The sequence below is a fragment of the Arthrobacter sp. C152 genome (genome assembly GCF_054890965.1).
In genome coordinates this window covers 196,404-213,196 of the sequence record NZ_JBTZSU010000003.1, presented here as the reverse complement: position 1 = coordinate 213,196, position 16,793 = coordinate 196,404, and the positions used below count along the sequence as shown (strand labels likewise).

Below are 16,793 nucleotides of genomic sequence, written 5' to 3'. Positions count from 1 at the left end.
TTCGTGGCGATGATCAACATCACTACGCAATGTTGATGCCCGGTAAGGCATTCCTGGGGATCATTTCCGCCATGACTGCCGAATACTCCGTGATCGTACTGCGGGCCTGGCGTAACCCACAAGGGTTGATTATCCGGGTTTTGACCACCGACGGGACGCGCCGGAATTGGGTCGTTTTGGGCACTGCGAACCTGGCCGCGCTCCTGGAAATACTGATTTCCGAGCTCCAGCCGCCGGGTTCCGACACCGCGGCGGAAATTACTACAGACGATTGACGGTGGAACATACGCCACCCCTTCACTCTGGAGTCCCATCCTGTAAGGAGGCTGTCATGGACGTGCAGTCCGGCTTCACCAGCGAGGCACTCTTCTCCGGCCTGTCCCTGGCCGAACCTCCCGCCGCAGCGGCCAATTTCCAGGCCGAAGCGCCAGAGGCAACCCTGAACTCGCCCTTCCCCGCCCGCTTCATCGCCGAGGCCTTCACCCCGGAACGGGGGGACGCGGCCGCATTCTTCGCCGAGCTGGAGGACGAAGACTTCATTGATTCCCTGGACCAGCTGATCGACGACGCAGCCGCACACCAGCTCGCCGAGCAGCGGAACTGGTCCTCGCTGCCCGCGGAAGCGGACGCGCGTGCCTCCCTGGAGGACTGGATCGAACCGGTGGCGGCCGCCGCGGAACGCGCCCTCGACGGCTTCGCCGAGCGGCTGGTGGGGCCGGACATCTACGGCATGCCGGCGCAGGAGTTCGAACAGCTGCTGGAGGCCGCCGGCAACGAAGCCCCTTACGCCCTCCCCGGCTACGAAAACTTCCTGGGCGGCCTCCTGCGGGCCGGAAAGAAGCTGGTGAGCGGCGCCGTCGGGCTGGTCAAAAAGGGCATCGCCGCCGTTGGCAAGGTGCTCCCCGTGAACCTGCTGCTGGGCAAGCTCAAAGGCCTGGTCCGGCCCCTGCTCAAGCGCGTCATCAGCGCCGCCATGAACCGGCTGCCGGCCAGTGTCCGGCCCCTTGCCCGCCAACTCGCCGCGAAGCTCGGCGTCGCGGAAGCCGAGGCCGAGGACCACGCCTCCGCCGAAGGCGTGGCCGAACTCTTCGAGCTGGAAGTCACCTCGCTGCTGTACGCCCCGGAGGCGGAGGAGGAACTCGGGGAGAATTTCCTGCAGCCGCAGGAGTATGAGTCAGGCGACTCCGTGGCAGCCCTCGACACCGCGCGCGCAAAGTTCACCGAACGGCTCGCGGCCCTGCCGGACGGCAGCAGCCCGTCCGCCGAGATCGAACAGTTCCTGCCCGCCGTCATGGCCGTCCAGCCGCTCATCAAACTGGGCATCTCGATCATCGGCCGGCAGCGTGTGGTGAAGTTCATCGCCGACATCCTGGCCAACCTTGCCAAGGGGCTGATCGGCGAAGGGCCGGCCCGGATGCTGGCCACGCCCGTCGCGGACCTGGGCCTGAAGGTCTTTGGTTTCGAAACCGGGGCAGGCTCGGACCGGGAACTGGCCGCCGAGGCGGTGGCGTCCACCGTGGAGGGGGCCGCGCTGCGGCTCCTGGAACTGCCCGAAGCCGTCTTCGAGGACCAGCTGCAGCTGGCCTCGGCGGTGCAGGAAGCCTTCGTGGAAGCGGCGGCCGCCTACCTGCCGGACCGGGTCCTGCACCAGGACCTCCCGGAACGCGAAACAGCCGGCGAAGGCGGCGTCTGGGTCCTGATGCCGCGCACCGCCAAGCCCCGGTACCGCTTCCGCAAGTACACCCGCGTGTTCGCCGTCCCCATCACCCGGCAGGCCGCCCGCGCCATCCGCTGGTCCGACGGCGGCACCCTGGAAGGGCATCTGCTGGACCGCGGCGTGCGCCGGTGGCCCGTGGAGGCCGAGGTGGACCTGTATGAGGCGATCCCGGGAACGCAGTTCGGGCACCTGACCCAGGACGAGTCAACCGATGAGGCGCTCCCAGCCGAAAGCAGCGACTTCCAGCTCCTTACGCCGGATATCGCCGGGCTGCTGCTGCGCGAGCCCGGACTCGGACGCAACGCCGGTGCCGCACAGGGTCCGGGGAGGGTCTTTGGCAGGGCACGGCCTGAGGTGGGGCGACGGTACTTCCGCATCAGGGCCTCGGCACTGGCCCGGATACCCCGCGGGAAACGGCTGGCCCGCCGGCTGCACGTGGTGATGGAGCCGTCGCGGCGGCGCCTGACCGTCCAGCTGCGTCTCTCGGAGCGGCAGGCGCAGCAGGTCCTGGCGCTCCTGCAGCCGCCCTCCCCCTCGGCCCGGCGTGACTTGCCCTCGGTGCTCGCGGCCCTGCGCCAGCTGTATCAGCCCCGGTTGGGATACATCCTGGCGACGAGGATGGTGCGCCATGGACTGGCCAGGGGCCCCGCCGACGCCGCCGCACCGGCCGACGCCGTGGTCCGGGCGCTGGCCGCGGCACTGTCCAGGTTCCTGGCCCAGCGGGCGGCGCAGCTGGCTGCCGCCGTCGCCGACACCGCCAGCGGCGTCACCCTCTCCTTCACCTTCCACGACCTCACACGGGACAGCCTGCATGGAACAGTGCAGCCGCCGGAAGTGGCCGTGCACGCAGGATGGAAGTCCCATGGCCAATGACTTTGCCGCTGAGAAGGACTCCCTGTTCCTTGAGGTGCGGCACTGGCACCGTGCCGGCACCGCACTGACGGACCTGGAAGTCCTGGCCTCGGCGGCCGCGTGGCAGGCCCTGGAAAGCTACATGGGCCTGGGGATCCGCTCCAGCCTGCGTGCCCTGGCCACCGAGGTCGCCGCCGAGGCGGGGGTCCTTAATGCCCGGCTGGCCACCGCGTCCGGCCCCGCGGACCTCGCCGCTGTCCGCGCCGACATGCTGCGGCTGCGCCGCCGCTACGAACAGGTGGAAACCGTCCTTGACTTTTACGGCGACGCCGTCAACACCCGCACCAGCCCACGCCTGGGCGGCGTGCTGCGGGGCTTGGACGCGCTGGCGGTGGACAGCATGGACCGGGTCCTCCGGCCGCTGGGACTGACCACGCCCCCGGTCCTGACCTACCTGGACAAAGGCATCGGCGCCTCCATCCTCCGCGCCGGCGCCCGGCTGTGGGACGCGTCGATTTCCCCCGTCGCTGCCATCAAGATCACCCGGCACAACCTGTGGCGGCCCACCTCGCTGATCCACGAGACCGGCCACCAGGTGGCCCACATGACGGGCTGGACGGCCGAACTTGGAGCGGCGCTGTACGAGCGGCTGGCTCCCGTGTCCGTCCTGGCCGCAGAAAGCTGGAGGGGCTGGGCCAGTGAGGTCGCCGCCGACGTGTACGCCTTCGTTCTGCTGGGCTATGCACCGCTGCCCGCCCTGGCCACGGTGGTGGACGGCCCCAGCAGCAAGGTGTTCCGCATGCCCCTGGGCGACCCGCACCCGTTCGGCTGGGTGCGGGTGCTCTTCAATGCCGGGCTGTGCCGGTCCTGGTTCGGTCCGGGGCCGTGGGACGCCATCGCCCGGACCTGGATGGTCCGCAACCCACTCGGGCGGGCTCCCCGGGACGTCCAGGAAATCAGCCGGGCCAGCCTTGCGCAGCTGCCTGCGCTCGTGGACGCGTGCACCCGCACCCCCATGCGCGCCTTCGGCGGCGTGCCGCTGGCATCGATCGCGGACCCGCGGAAGGTGGCGCCCGCGGAACTCGCCCGCCTGGCCGAACGGGCAGGCGCGTCCCTCTATACCTCCAGCTACCTGCAGCGCCTGGAGGCGATGCGCGTGCTGGCCTGGACCGTGCTCAACGGCGAGACACCCACAGGGTCCGACGACGGCGTCGAACTTTGGCTCCGAAGGATCGGCGGCGCCATGGCCGCCGCAGCCTGACCACCCCCAAGAGATCAGCAGCAAGGAAAGGACGATCGTCATGGCACAGGAGGAGACGGGCGCGGCCCGGGCGGCCGCCCGGGGTTCGGCGTCCAAGACAGGCAACGGCGGAACAGCCGCCGGTAAAACGGGCCAGGCGGACGCCGCCGACCTGACCCTGGCCGTCGCCACGGCCCTGGGGGAACAAATGTCGCGCATCGTCGGGGAAGTGCTGGCGGAGCAGCGGGGCCTTTTCGCCGAGCAGGCAGCCCTGCGCGAGGCTGACTACGTCCTGGTCCGGCAGGTGGTGGAGGAACAGCGGGCACGGCAGGCCAGCGACGCCATGCTGCTGGACCGGATCGACAAGCAGGCCGGGTCACGGCACCGGGAGCACTACAGCCCGGCCCCCGGCAGTGCACGGCCCGGGCAGCTGCGCCTGGGGCTGCAGTTCCACGCCCTGAGCAACGTGCTGGGGAGCAGGAAACGCACCGGCGCCGACCGCGATTATTCCCTCATCCCCGCCCCGGAGATTGAACGGGTGGACGACCGTGGCCGCACGCGCTACCTGATGCGGTTCGTTGCCGCGCTGCCGCCCATGGCGGAGACCGTCCTGGTGCGGTTCCTGGACGGAACCACGGGCGGGGACCGGGTGGAGAACCTGGTGGACAACAGCCTGGAAATCGCCTCGGACCAGGTGCAGGCCGTGGAGCTGCTCGATTCGCACGACCAACCCATCGCCATCGGAATCCCCTACCGGGGCTGAAATTCAGCAAGCATTTGGAGGCCTCACAATGTTCCGTACCCTAGCCCGGCTGGTTGTCGACCCGACCCTGGTGAACCCGGCGGCCACGCCCAGCCCGGACGTGGTGTTTGCCCACAGTCCCGTCCAGCTCAGCCGGTGGCTGGAAGAAGTGTTCGCCGTCAACGGCCTGGTCAAGTACCTGCCCACACCGCTGACCGCGCCCACCGGCAACCAGGCGGTGATCAACGGGTTGAAGATGCCGCCCGGACTGTTGACCGAGCTGCCCAGCGCGATCAGCCAGGGCACCGCCGTCCCGCCCGGCTACAAGGTCCCGCCGCTGCTGGGCACCACCACGGCGCTGCCCTGGGACCACTTTATCTACGCGTTCCTGCTGGAAAACACCGGCCTGGTGGAAATCCTGGGCGAAGTGGTCCGGCGCTACAAGGTGGGCGAAACGCTCGCCCCGCCGTCGATCGCCACGCTGGTCTGGGCCCGCAATACTGAGGAACTGTTCTTCCGCGACCCGCCCGCGTTCCACATCCTCGGCGTCAGCAGCCAGCTGCGCCCCGACGCCCGGGTGAACCGCCGGAACGCGTACTGGCGGATGTTCGGCAGGGACCTTTCCCACCCGCCGCTGGGCGCCCCGCTGGAGGGCCAACCATGGAAGAAGGACGTCGGCGCCGGCACCAACTCGCGGTTCTTCGACATCTGGGAAGAGATGCTCCGGCAGGTGTGGCAGGGCATCCTCAACGACCGGAACTCCGGCGGCCCGAACGCCACCGACCGCAGCTACATCGCCTACCTCTGCCAGTCGCTGTCCGAGATGCTCACCATGCGCCGCCGGGGCGGAATGCTGGCGCAGGAGGAATTCGCGTACGTGACCATGCTCAGCTGGTTCCACCTGACCGTGGAATACGAGACCTCCGTGGTGAAGGACCTCAAGGCCGAGGCCGGGGTTAATGGAAACCCGGCGGACCGGCTGGCAGCGATCGGCGCCCGCGTGGGCATCAACCCGCCGCGCGAGAGCCGGGAGCTGTTCGAGCTCGCAGGGCTGCTCTCGCCCCTGATGTGGTTCATCGAGAACGGTGCCTTTAACGACGAGGCGGACGCGGAGATGCTGTACCACTCCAACGGTGTCATGAACCCCGTGATCGCCGACGCGATGATCCGCATCATCGACCTGTGGCAGTCCGCCACGGGCACCCGGATCAAGGATCCCACCGTGGTGTCCGTCAGCCCGGACACCAAACGCCCGGCCCAGCCGCTGCGGCTGCCGGAACCGACGCCGACGGCCGCCGCGCCAGTCTTCGCCCCGCCGTCCAGCAACGGCACCCAGGCCAGGGTCTAGGACGGGGGACCACGCCATGGAGGACTATGCAGTGGCACAGCTGTTCGCCGTCAACGGCAACGGCACCGCGCACCAGGAGCAACCGGCCTGGCCCGTCAAGCAGGACGTCTTTTCCTTCGGCGGCGGTGCCGGGGAGCAGCCGCAGGACCACCCGCAGGAGGACCTGGACCAGCCTGCGCCCACCGAGGCGCTGTGGGAGGCGGAGGAGCCGGCCGTGACGGAAGCATTGTCCGACGACGGCACCCGGCTGGGCGGGGAGGACACGGCGGGGTCGAGCGAGGAGTATGACAACCTGGCCTGGGGCCCGCAGGAGGACTCCGCCTACCAGGCGTGGGCTGAAGCGGCGGACCTGCAGGAAGCAGAGGCCTCCACGTGGGAGGTGCAGGAGGACCTGGCCACCGGAGCGCTGGAAGCGGAACTGCCGTCCGGCATCGAAGCCGGGGCTCCGGCGGAGGCCGGCGAGGCCCCCGGGCTTGCCGCCGGAAGACTGGTGGTGGACCACCTGCCCCAGCTGCGGGCGCACCGGGGGACCAGCCCGGACCTCCTGCTGAAATGGAACGCCATGCCCGCCGGCGTCCAGAAGGTCGACGTAGTGGTCCACCTGCACGGCTACTCCGGCAAACGGGGCAAGATGAACATCGTCCGGGACAAGGAACCCGCCAGCGGCCTGGACTTCGCCGATCCAGGACAGCCCGGCACGCCCGGCCGCACCGCCCCCACCCTGGCGGTGCTCCCCCGCGGCCACTACTTCGGCGGCGCCAGCGGCTCCGGCTATTCCTTCCCGGAACTGACCAAGCCCGGTGCGCTGCAGAACCTGGTAGCCACCGCGCTGGCGGCGTTCAACCGGGAGACCGGTTGCAGCGCCTCGCCGGGCCGGCTGATCCTCACCGCGCACTCCGGCGGCGGGGCTCCCCTGATGGCCATCCTGCGGCACACCGATCCCGATGAAGTCCATTCCTTCGATGCGCTCTACTCGGACCCTGCCGCGCTGATTGAATGGGCACGACGGCGGGTGGCCGGCGGCAGCGGCGCCCTGCGGGTGGTGTACCGGCCGGGTGAGCCGACCGCCCGGAACAGTGAGCGGGTAGCCAGGGCCTTGAAGACCGCCGGCGCGCCGGCATCCTTCCGGGTGGAATCCACCCATGTGCCGCACAACGACATCCCCCGGCGCTTCGGCTGGCGCCTCCTCTCTGACGCGGCATCGCCCCTGCCCGGCACCACGGCGAAGGAGGCCGAGGACGAGGAGGACCTGTTCTTTGCCGGAACCGGCTTCCGGTTTGCCGAAACCGAAGCCGGCCCCGCAACGCCCGGGGCGGAGGCCGCCGTCGAACCCTCCGCACCCCTGCCCGCCGCAACTGAAGCCAGCGGGGACGAAGCCGGCGGGGATGAAGCTGGACTGGACGGAATGCCGGCGGAGGCCGGCGAAGCCTCGGAGGCCGAAACCGGCGAGTGGGAACTGGCCGCGGCGGAAGCCGAAGCCCAGGACATCGGCGAGGACGAAGTCTTTCCGTCCGGGGCCTCGCTGAGCCCGGCCTCGGGCCGCACCGGCAAGGGCGAGGAACACTGGGACCCCCACGGCACCGGGCTGCCGCTGTTTGAGACGGGAGCGGCAGTACGCAGCCGGAAGCTCTCCCCCAACTTCACCGTCGGGGAACTGGTGTTCAGCGGCAACCAGTACGCCGAAAAGGCCCGCATCTCTCCCGCCCTGGTGGCCGCGCTGCAGAAACTGCGGGACCGGGTGGGCCGGCCCGTGCGGATCACCTCCGGCTACCGGTCCTGGGAGCGGAACGTCGCCGTTTACAGCAACGCGCGGCCGCCGAAAAAGCCCACGTTGAGCCGGCACTGCAGCGGGCAGGCGGCCGACGTCACCGTGGCCGGGATGTCCGGTCTGGACATCGCCAAGGCCGCGGTGGACGTCCTGGGCGACGGCATCGGCGTCGGAATCGGCGCAACGTTCGCGCACATCGATGTCCGGGGAACCTGGACGGCCTGGACCTACCTGTCAGGCGCCGCCGCGGCCACCGCGCTGGCTGCCCTCAACGCGCACCGGGCAGCGCGGAAGGCGGACCCTGCTCCCAGCCCCGCCCCGCAGACCTCCGACCGGGCCGCGGGACGCGTGGTGCGCGGGACGTTCGTGCGCTGTGCCACCGGCGAGCAGCCCGGCGCGCGGGCCATGGCGGACCAGTGGCGGCGCCTGACCGGACGCCAGGCCGGCACGTTCAACTGCCGCAAGACCGAGTCCGGGACCCCCTCGCTGCACGGCGAGGGCCGGTCCATCGACCTCTACGCGCGCGTTGACCGGCCGGCGGAAAAGGCGCAGGCGGACGCCTACATCGCGTGGATGCAAAGCAACGCCGTGGAACTGCAGGTGGCCTATATCATCTGGAACCACAACCAGTGGAGCTGGGCGCTGCGGGCACAGGGCTGGCGGCCGTACAAGCAGGCCAACCAACACACCGACCACATCCACGTGGACCTCAGCTGGGAGGGGGCACGCAACCCGAGCCCGCTGTTCCAGGGACCGGTTCCCGGACTGGGCGGCGGCACCGCGCCGGCACCGCCCGCGCCTGCCCCATCCCGGCCGGCCGGACAGGTGCCGGTCCACGTCCGTGAGTTCGTCCGCCGTTATGCCCCGGAAGCGCAGCGGGGCCAGCAGAGCCATGGGGTGCCCTGGCTGGTAACGCTGGGACAGGCCGCACTGGAATCGGGGTGGGGCAAGAAGGCACCGCGGTTCAACTTCTTCGGCATCAAAGCCAAGGCCAACATCCCCGAACCACAGCGGCAGCTGCTCAGGACCAGGGAGGTGCTCAGCCACCCGAACGGGAAGTTCCCCGAGGTGATTTCGGTGACCCCGCGGCCGGACGGAAGGTATGACTACGTGGTGATGGACTGGTTCCGCGCCTACGCGACGGCGGAGGAGTCCTTCGCCGATCACGGCAGGTTCCTGCGGAACAACAGCCGGTACCGGCCCGCCTTCGGGCACACGGACGACCCCTACGCGTTCGCCCGCGCCGTGGCGGCCGCCGGCTACGCCACCGACCCTTCCTACGCGGCGGCGCTGACCGGCGTCATGAAACTGATCGAGCGGGCACAGTAGGCCCCGGGTCCCGGCAGCCCCGGCTGCCGGGACCTCAGTCCAGCAGTCCCAGCCCGGCGAACGCCAGGGCAACCCCGTTCCCGGCCGGTCCGGCGGTGACCCTGTCGGCAGCGGCGAGGGCTGCCGGGTGGCCGCCCTCCACCGCGATGCCAATGCCGGCATACTCGAGCATTTCAATGTCGTTGGCGCTGTCGCCGATAGCAACGATGTCCGCACGGTCCAGGCCAAGCCGGTCAGCCACCACCTGGATGCCGACGGCTTTGTGGGTCCCCGCCATGAAGATCTCGCCGGCGCCGTCGCCCAACGCGGACAGTGAGCTGGGAATCAGCCCCACGGACGGTCCCAGGGCGTCCATGAGCCCGGCCAGCGGCACCGGTGCGTCAAAGCAGGAAATCTTCGCGAAGGACGTTCCTCGCAGGTCATCGCTGTACTGCACCGGGCCCAGGATGTCCTCCACCGGGTCGACGTCGGTCACCAGGACGCCGTCGTGCGCGGCGCGTCCGGCGAAAACCGGGGCGAGAACCTGGCGGAGTCGCTGGTCCATGCCGGCGCGGGCGTGGAGGGCCTCGGGAGCCTCAAGGATATAGGCGGCATTGTGGGCGTCCAGGGTCTCCACGATAAGCCGGGCCGTTCCGGGCTCGAACCGGGTGTCCTTGAGCACCTCCCCGTCCATTTCCACCCGGGCGCCGGCGCCGGTGATGGTGCCGTCAAAGCCTGCTTCCAGGATATGGTCCGGGACCATGGACAGCGGCCGGCCCGTGCAGACGAAGACGAGGTGGCCCCGCGCCCGCGCGGTCCGGACGGCGTCCACGTGCGCCCGCGGAGCCAGTCCGTGGTCGGCGTACGTGCCGTCGATGTCCAGGAATACGGCTCGCGGGCGGTGGGCGTGGCTGGGCATGCCGGGGCTCCTTGGTCGAGGATCGCGGATACCCAATACTAGGCAGCCTGTTTTGTTCTCACCGAAAGACGGGGAATTTCCGCCAAAGCGATAGTCATCCTGTGATATTCAAACCCTTGCAGGTAAGTAAGCATGCTGATTGAATGAGGGAACCGGAGTAGGGGGACCCGGCACAACTTACTGACAAGGAGTGACAACATGGGCATTCTCGGATTTCTCATTTTGGGCCTGATAGCCGGCGCTATCGCAAAGGCAATCCTCCCGGGACGCCAGGGTGGCGGCTGGGTGATAACCATGGTCCTCGGCGTTGTAGGGGCCATTCTTGGCGGCTGGATCGGATCGCTGATCTTTGGCGGCGGACTGGCCGAATTCTTCGATCTCAGGACCTGGTTGCTGGCCATCCTCGGCTCGATTGTCGTACTGCTCATCTACGGGGCAGTCACCAACCGCAGCGGGCGCCGGGTGTAGCACCCCAGACGCATTAGCGAAAAGCGCCGGACTCCAACGGAGGACGGCGCTTTTTCATGCGCTGGGCCCACCCCGGACGACCCTCTTCAACCATCTTCGGCAGTACTTCCCGCTTTGACTCCCCCACTTTGCGCAGATGCCAATTATGATGGCGAGGGGGTGTTCCAATGACCGGTTTTCACGGCCGTAGCGACCATGTGGCACAGCAATCGTTTGGCACAATCGTGGACGCGAGTCCCGATGCCCTTTTAGCGCTGGACGCTTCCGGCACCATCATGGCAGCCAACGCCGCGGCAGCACGGCTCTTCGGCTTCAGCCAGGGGTCGCTCACGGGACTCGACCACCGCTCCCTGCTCGCCGACGCGTCGCGCGGCGAGGTGGAAGAGCTGTTCCGGCTGCTGCTGGACCAGCCACGGGAGTTGCCCCAGCCGCGGGAGATCACCGGGCTGCACCGCGACGGAACGCAGTTCTCGGCCGAGGTGGCCGCCGCCCTGCTCCCCCAGCCCGCACCGGATGAGGCACCCGCCCACGGCCAGGCCGGTCCGCGGCTCCTGCTGTCGGCGCGCAGCACCGCGCACCGCAAAGCAGCCGACACCAACCTCCGCGAAGCGATGTCCCTCCTGACCGCCACACTGGAATCCACCGCGGACGGCATCCTGGTGATCAGCAACGACGGCAGGGTGGCAGGATTCAACGACCAGTTCCTCACCATGTGGGGCATCCCTCCCGAACTCATGGAAGCGGACAGCGAGGAACCTGCCATGCGGCTCATCGTGGAGCAGGTGGCTGACCCTGCCACCTTCCTGGCACGGCTCGGGGAAGTCCAGAACGATCCCGCCGCCGAAAGCCACGACGTAGTGGACTTCAGGGACGGCCGGACCTTTGAACGCTACTCACGGCCGCAGCGCGTGGGCGAGAACATTGTGGGCAGGGTCTGGAGCTTCCGTGACGTGACGCCACGCCGGAAGGCCCAGGAGCAGGCCCACCAGGCCATGCTGGACCTCGCTGCCCAGGCCGAAAAGCTGCGGGCCATGGCCTTCCAGGACCCGCTCACGGGGCTGGCGAACAGGGCCGTGTTCAACGACGCCCTGGCGGGCTCACTCCAGGAGCCGCGGCTGAAGAGTGTGGACGTGCTGCTCCTGGACCTCGACGATTTCAAGGAAGTCAACGACATCCTCGGCCACCAGGCAGGCGACGACATGCTCATCGAAGTGGCCCGGCGGCTCCGCGGCTGCGTCCCGACGGCGGACGTGGTGGCGCGGCTGGGTGGCGACGAGTTCGTGGTGCTGCTGACCGCCTGCCCCGATGTGGAAGACATCGCCGAGTGCATAGTGCGCTGCCTGCACGTACCCGTGACCATCGGCGGCACCGTGCTCCGGCCCAGCCTCAGCCTGGGCCTGGCGTCCCTGGGCCAGGACAGTGTGGGCCCGTCGGAACTGCTCCGGCACGCGGACATCGCGATGTACGCGGCGAAGGCGGCCGGGAAGAACCGGTTCCTGCGGTTCCACCCGGACATGATGCAGGCGCTGGTGCAGCGCACCCATATGGAAAGCGGGCTGCAGCTTGCCGTCCAGCGGGGCGAGATCACCGTTGATTTCCAGCCCATCGTCTCGCACCGCAGGGGCCAGGTGATCCAGCTGGAGGCGCTGGCCCGGTGGGACCGCGGCGGCGAGCGGGTGCCGCCGTCGGTCTTTATCCCGCTCGCCGAGCGCACCGGACTGATCAGCGAGATCGGTGCCGAGGTGATGGCGTCCGGCATGGTGCAGCTGGCGGAATGGCTGGGCGAGGACCCGTCGCGGTCCCTGGCGGTCAATGTATCCGGCGTCCAGTTGCAGGACCCTGATTTTGCCGGGACGGTCCTGCGGCTTGCGGACGCGAGCGGAGTTGCCCCCTACCAGCTGGTCCTCGAAGTGACGGAAAGCGTCTTCTTCGACGCCGACGGCAGCTTGATCAGCCAGCTCAGCACGCTGCGGGACGCGGGCGCCCGCGTGGCGCTGGATGATTTTGGCACGGGGTATTCATCGCTCGGCCGCCTCCAGGACCTGCCCGTGGACACCGTCAAGATCGATAAGACGTTCGTGTCGATGGTGCGCACGGGCAACGAACGGCTGCCCATCCTCAGCTCCATGATCAACATGGCCCACAGCCTGGGCCTGACCGTGACGGCGGAGGGGATCGAGACCCCGGCGCAGGCGGACTACCTCACGGCGCTGGAGTGCGATTCGCTGCAGGGGTTCCTGTTCTCGCTGCCGGAGCCCGGAGACCGGCTCGCGCAGGCCCTGGACCACGCGGAAGAGACGCTGAACGCGCTTAAGGACCGCTGACAAGCCCACCTTTTCTTGAGGTGCGCGCGATATCATATGGGCGCACCTCCGCCGTGGTCTCCCGGCGGGCCCCGTCCGTGCTTTTTCGGGGCTTCGGGCGCACCAAAGGGGGAAGCATGTCTCGGTCTGGTTTCCTGCAACGCGGTCCTGCCCGCACCGCCACATTGCAGCTGCGGCGGCGGGCCGTGCCGGCGGCCCTGCTGCTGGCCGTTCTGGGACTGTTCTTTGCAGCGAACAACGGCACTCCCGTTGCCCTCGTTACCGGCGATTTCCTTATCCTGGCGGCGTCCCTGGCGGCCGCGCTCAGCTGTGCCCGTGCTGCAGCCCGCGGCGGGCCCAATGCCAGGGCGTGGGCTCTCATGGCCGTGGCTTCGTCCGTCTGGGCAGCCGGCATGGCAATTTACGCGTTCTCCGGCCTGTTTAACGACCATGTTTACCCGTTCCCTTCCATCGCGGATGCCTTGTTCGTTGGCTATTCGGTGCCCGCCGTCGCTGCGCTGTTTTCGTTCAAACGGCGTGCCGGCACCCCCGTGGCGCTGGTCCGGGCCGTGATGGACGCCGTCGTCATCGCCGGTTCGGTGTTGGTGGTGAGCTGGTACACGGCGCTCGGCCCGGCTTTCAACTCCGTGGGTGACCTCCTGACCCGCCTCACGGGCATGGCCTACCCCGTAGTGGACCTGGTGATCACCTCCCTGGTGCTGGTCCTGGCCATGCGCCGCCAGCCGGGCGAGCGCCTGCCCTGGCTGTGTTTCGGCGGCGGAATGGTGGTGCTGGCGGTGACAGACAGTGTTTACGTGCGCATGACGTTCGACGGCGTGACCGGAACCACCGGGTCGCCCCTCGCCTTGGGCTGGATTGCCGCGTTCCTCCTGATTGCCGCAGCGCCTGGCCCCCGGGACGCACAAAACACCGCGCCGTACGCGGAGCACCCGGGGCCGGACCGGAAGGGGTACACACTGGCGCTGGAGCTGCTTCCATACGTTCCCCTCCTTGTGGCCGTGCTCCTGTTCGCAGGGCCCCACCTGCAGGAGCTGGATCCGTTCCTGCTTGTGGCGGGTGCCGCGGTGCTGGTGTCCGTGCTGGTCAGGCAGGTGCTGATTGTTTTCGAGAACATCAGCCTGACCGGCGGGCTTGAAAATGAGGTGGCGGTCCGCACCAGGGAACTCGAGGCGGCCCGGGAAGCGGCGATGGAGTCCAGCCGGCTGAAATCCGAATTCCTGGCCACGATGAGCCACGAGATCCGCACCCCGATGAACGGCGTGGTGGGCCTGACCGGGCTGCTTCTTGAAACCGGGCTTGATGAAACGCAACGCCAGTATGCCCAAGGGGTCAAGGGCGCCGGGGAGTCGCTGCTGGCCCTTATCAACGACATCCTGGACTTCTCCAAGCTCGAGGCCGGAAAGGTTGACTTGGACATCCGCCCCTTCGACCCCCGGGTCCTGGTAGAGGAAGTTGCCGGTCTGCTGGCGGAGCCGGCGCTCACCAAGAACCTGGAGCTGATCGCCTACTGCGAGCCGGACGTCCCTGCCCGGCTGCAGGGCGACTCCGGCAGGATCCGGCAGATATTGCTCAACCTCGCCTCGAACGCCGTCAAGTTCACCGCCTCCGGGGAGGTGTCCATCCGGGTCACGACGACGGACCCCGGCGCTTCCCAGGGAAGCACCGCGGCAGTCCACTTCGAGGTCCGCGACACCGGGATTGGCATCGGGGCCGAGCACCACGGGAAACTGTTTGAGTCCTTCTCCCAGGCGGATGCTTCCACTACCCGCCGCTACGGCGGGACCGGGTTGGGCCTGGCCATCTGCCGCCGCCTGACTGCCGTGATGAATGGTGCGATCGGACTGGACAGCGCGCCGGGCCGGGGCAGCACGTTCTGGTTCCAGTTGCCGCTGCCGGTGGCGCCGCCGTCCACCGACCCGGTGCCGGCCGCGGGCTTCCTCACTGGCCTTCGCGCCCTGGTGGTGGACGACAATGCCACCAACCGCCTGGTGCTCGAATCTCAGCTCCGCGGCTGGCGCCTGCAGCCAGAGTCCGTACCGGACGCTGCCGCTGCGATGGAACTCGCCCTCGCCGCGCGCCGGTACGGTACACCCTTCCACCTCGCGGTCCTGGATTTCTGCATGCCTGGTACCGACGGCCTCGAGCTCGCCCGGCGCATCAAGGCCGACCCCGAACTGGCCGACATGGAGTTGATCATGCTCACGTCCACCATGCAGGTGAATGCGGCCGACATTGCCGCCGCCGGGGTGCGCGAGTGGCTGATGAAACCTGTGCGCAGCTCGGAGTTCTACAACCGGCTGGTCCGCCTGATGGCCACGAGTGCGGCGGCGCCCCGACCACGGAGCGACACAGGAGCAACGAGCAGTGCAGGACCAGGGAGCGGTGCGGTCCCCGCCCTGGCGGAGCAGCCGGAATCCCACAGTGGGCACCGCGGCCGGATCCTCGTGGTGGAGGACAACGAAGTGAACCAGCTGGTAGCCCGCGCCACTGTGGGCAAGTTCGGCTACGACGTGGACGTGGTGTTCAACGGCGCCGAGGCAGTCGCTGCCACGGCCGCAACGAGGTATTCAGCCGTCCTGATGGATTGCCATATGCCCGTGATGGACGGTTTCGAGGCGACCCGCGAGATCCGCGGGCGGGGCGGGGCTACCCGGCTGCCCATCATTGCCATGACCGCCGGAGCCCTGGACGGTGACCGGGAACGGTGCCTGGCCGCCGGGATGGACGATTACCTGTCGAAACCGGTGGATGCGGCGGACCTGGAAGCGGCGCTCAACCGCTGGGTTCCCGCGCAACGTCCGCAGCCGCTGGCCGTCACGGGCGGCCCGGCGGTTGCCGAGGACCGGCAGAGAGCACTGGACCCGGACCGGCTCGCGGTCCTGCGGGAGCTTGGCCAGGGCGATGGCGGCGCGCTGCTGATGGCGACTGTGGAGGCGTTCCGGCGGGACAGCCAGGTGCGCCTGGCGGCGCTGCGGGCAGCACCGGCCGGCGACCGGCACGCCCTGACGTACGCCGCGCATGCCTTGAAGGGGTCCGCGGCCAACATCGGCGCAGTCACAGTGGCTTCCCTCTGTGCCGACCTGGAAGAACTGGGCCGCAGCGGGGACCCCGGCAACGCGGCCGGGCTCATCGGGCTTCTTGAAGCTGAGCTGGGACGGTTGGACGCCGAATTGGTGGCCGTAACGGAGGGGGACCAATGAAAGTACTGGTGGCGGACGACGATCCGGGGTCGCTCCTGGTGGCCAGGGCCGCCGTCGAACGCTCGGGGCATGACTGCATGGCCGCTGCGGATGGCGACGAGGCCTGGGCGCTGTTCCAGGCGCACCGGCCGGACGTGGTGGTCACCGACCGGATGATGCCCGGGATGGACGGGATGGAGCTTTGCCGTGCCATCCGGGCAGAAGAGGCTGAGCTGTACACGTACATCGTGCTGCTGACCTCGCAGGGGTCGCGGGACGACGTCCTGTCCGGGCTTGAGGCAGGGGCTGACGACTACGTCACCAAGCCGCTGGACCCGTTCGTCCTGCAGGCAAGGCTCCTGGTGGCGCTGCGGATCACCACTCTGCACGCTGACCTCGCACACTACCGCAAAGTCCTCTCCGAGCAGGCGCGGACCGACCCCCTAACCGGGCTGCACAACCGGTTGAAGCTCTCCGAGGACCTGGAGCAACTGCACGCCCGCAGCGCCCGCTATGGCGAGGAGTACAGCGTGGCGATGTGCGACGTGGACAACTTCAAGAGCTACAACGACCTTTACGGCCACCAGGCAGGGGACCTGGCTCTGCGGGCGGTGGCATCAGCGCTGGCGGCGCAGGTGCGCAAGACCGACGGGGTTTACAGGTTCGGGGGCGAGGAATTCCTCCTGCTGCTTCCCCGCCAGGACGCCGCCGGGGCAAAGGCCACCATGGAGCGGGCGTTCAGCGCGGTAGGGGGCCTTGCCATACCCCACAGTGGCGATCCTTCCGGGCAGCTGCGGCTCAGCGCCGGGATTTCGGCGTTCTGCGCCGGGCACGCCGTGGGTGCCGAGACCCTGTTGAGCGAAGCCGACGCAGCCCTGTATGCGGCGAAGGCCGCCGGGCGGAACCGGGTGATGCTGGCCCGGTAAGC

At 68.8% G+C, this 16,793-nt stretch carries 11 protein-coding genes; 10 read left to right on the top strand and 1 reads right to left on the bottom strand.

What is annotated here, in order from left to right:
• The first annotated feature begins 71 nt into the window (after nt 1-71).
• From ACYSM9_RS03685 to ACYSM9_RS03660, 6 genes are read left to right on the top strand one after another with little or no spacing between them, the layout of a single operon-like run.
• Entirely contained in the window at nt 72-275 is a 204-nt protein-coding gene (locus ACYSM9_RS03685) for a hypothetical protein (protein ID WP_461855649.1), read from the top strand.
• 56 nt (nt 276-331) lie between these two features.
• The gene (locus ACYSM9_RS03680; protein WP_461855648.1) at nt 332-2,590 is read left to right on the top strand and encodes a hypothetical protein; all 2,259 of its coding nucleotides are present in this window, start codon (nt 332-334) and stop codon (nt 2,588-2,590) included.
• A complete protein-coding gene (locus tag ACYSM9_RS03675) occupies nt 2,580-3,830 on the top strand; it encodes a hypothetical protein (RefSeq protein WP_461855647.1) in 1,251 nt (416 codons plus the stop codon). Before ACYSM9_RS03680 ends, ACYSM9_RS03675 begins: the two co-directional genes overlap by 11 nt.
• A gap of 40 nt (nt 3,831-3,870) precedes the next feature.
• The gene (locus ACYSM9_RS03670) at nt 3,871-4,572 is read left to right on the top strand and encodes a hypothetical protein (protein ID WP_461855646.1); all 702 of its coding nucleotides are present in this window, start codon (nt 3,871-3,873) and stop codon (nt 4,570-4,572) included.
• 28 nt (nt 4,573-4,600) lie between these two features.
• Nucleotides 4,601-5,899: a hypothetical protein gene (locus tag ACYSM9_RS03665; protein WP_461855645.1), complete on the top strand. Its 1,299-nt coding sequence runs from the start codon at nt 4,601-4,603 to the stop codon at nt 5,897-5,899.
• A gap of 16 nt (nt 5,900-5,915) precedes the next feature.
• Nucleotides 5,916-8,996, top strand: coding sequence for a glucosaminidase domain-containing protein (locus ACYSM9_RS03660; protein WP_461855644.1), 3,081 nt, complete (start codon nt 5,916-5,918; stop codon nt 8,994-8,996).
• Between the two features lie 34 nt (nt 8,997-9,030).
• Here the strand turns inward: ACYSM9_RS03660 and ACYSM9_RS03655 are convergent, their stop codons facing one another.
• Nucleotides 9,031-9,894 (bottom strand): HAD hydrolase family protein, encoded by an 864-nt coding sequence (locus ACYSM9_RS03655; protein WP_461855643.1) that lies wholly within the window; start codon nt 9,892-9,894, stop codon nt 9,031-9,033.
• 198 nt (nt 9,895-10,092) lie between these two features.
• Here ACYSM9_RS03655 and ACYSM9_RS03650 point away from each other — a divergent pair, with 198 nt between their 5' ends.
• From ACYSM9_RS03650 to ACYSM9_RS03635, 4 genes are all read left to right on the top strand, one after another.
• A complete protein-coding gene (locus ACYSM9_RS03650; protein WP_454484233.1) occupies nt 10,093-10,362 on the top strand; it encodes a GlsB/YeaQ/YmgE family stress response membrane protein in 270 nt (89 codons plus the stop codon).
• 224 nt (nt 10,363-10,586) lie between these two features.
• Complete coding sequence (locus ACYSM9_RS03645; protein ID WP_461855642.1) at nt 10,587-12,686, top strand: putative bifunctional diguanylate cyclase/phosphodiesterase; 2,100 nt, start codon at nt 10,587-10,589, stop codon at nt 12,684-12,686.
• A 116-nt stretch (nt 12,687-12,802) separates the two neighbouring features.
• Complete coding sequence (locus ACYSM9_RS03640; protein WP_461855641.1) at nt 12,803-15,886, top strand: response regulator; 3,084 nt, start codon at nt 12,803-12,805, stop codon at nt 15,884-15,886.
• Nucleotides 15,883-16,791: a GGDEF domain-containing response regulator gene (locus ACYSM9_RS03635; RefSeq protein WP_461855640.1), complete on the top strand. Its 909-nt coding sequence runs from the start codon at nt 15,883-15,885 to the stop codon at nt 16,789-16,791. The genes ACYSM9_RS03640 and ACYSM9_RS03635 overlap by 4 nt, the downstream gene beginning before the upstream one ends.
• Nucleotides 16,792-16,793 lie beyond the last annotated feature (2 nt).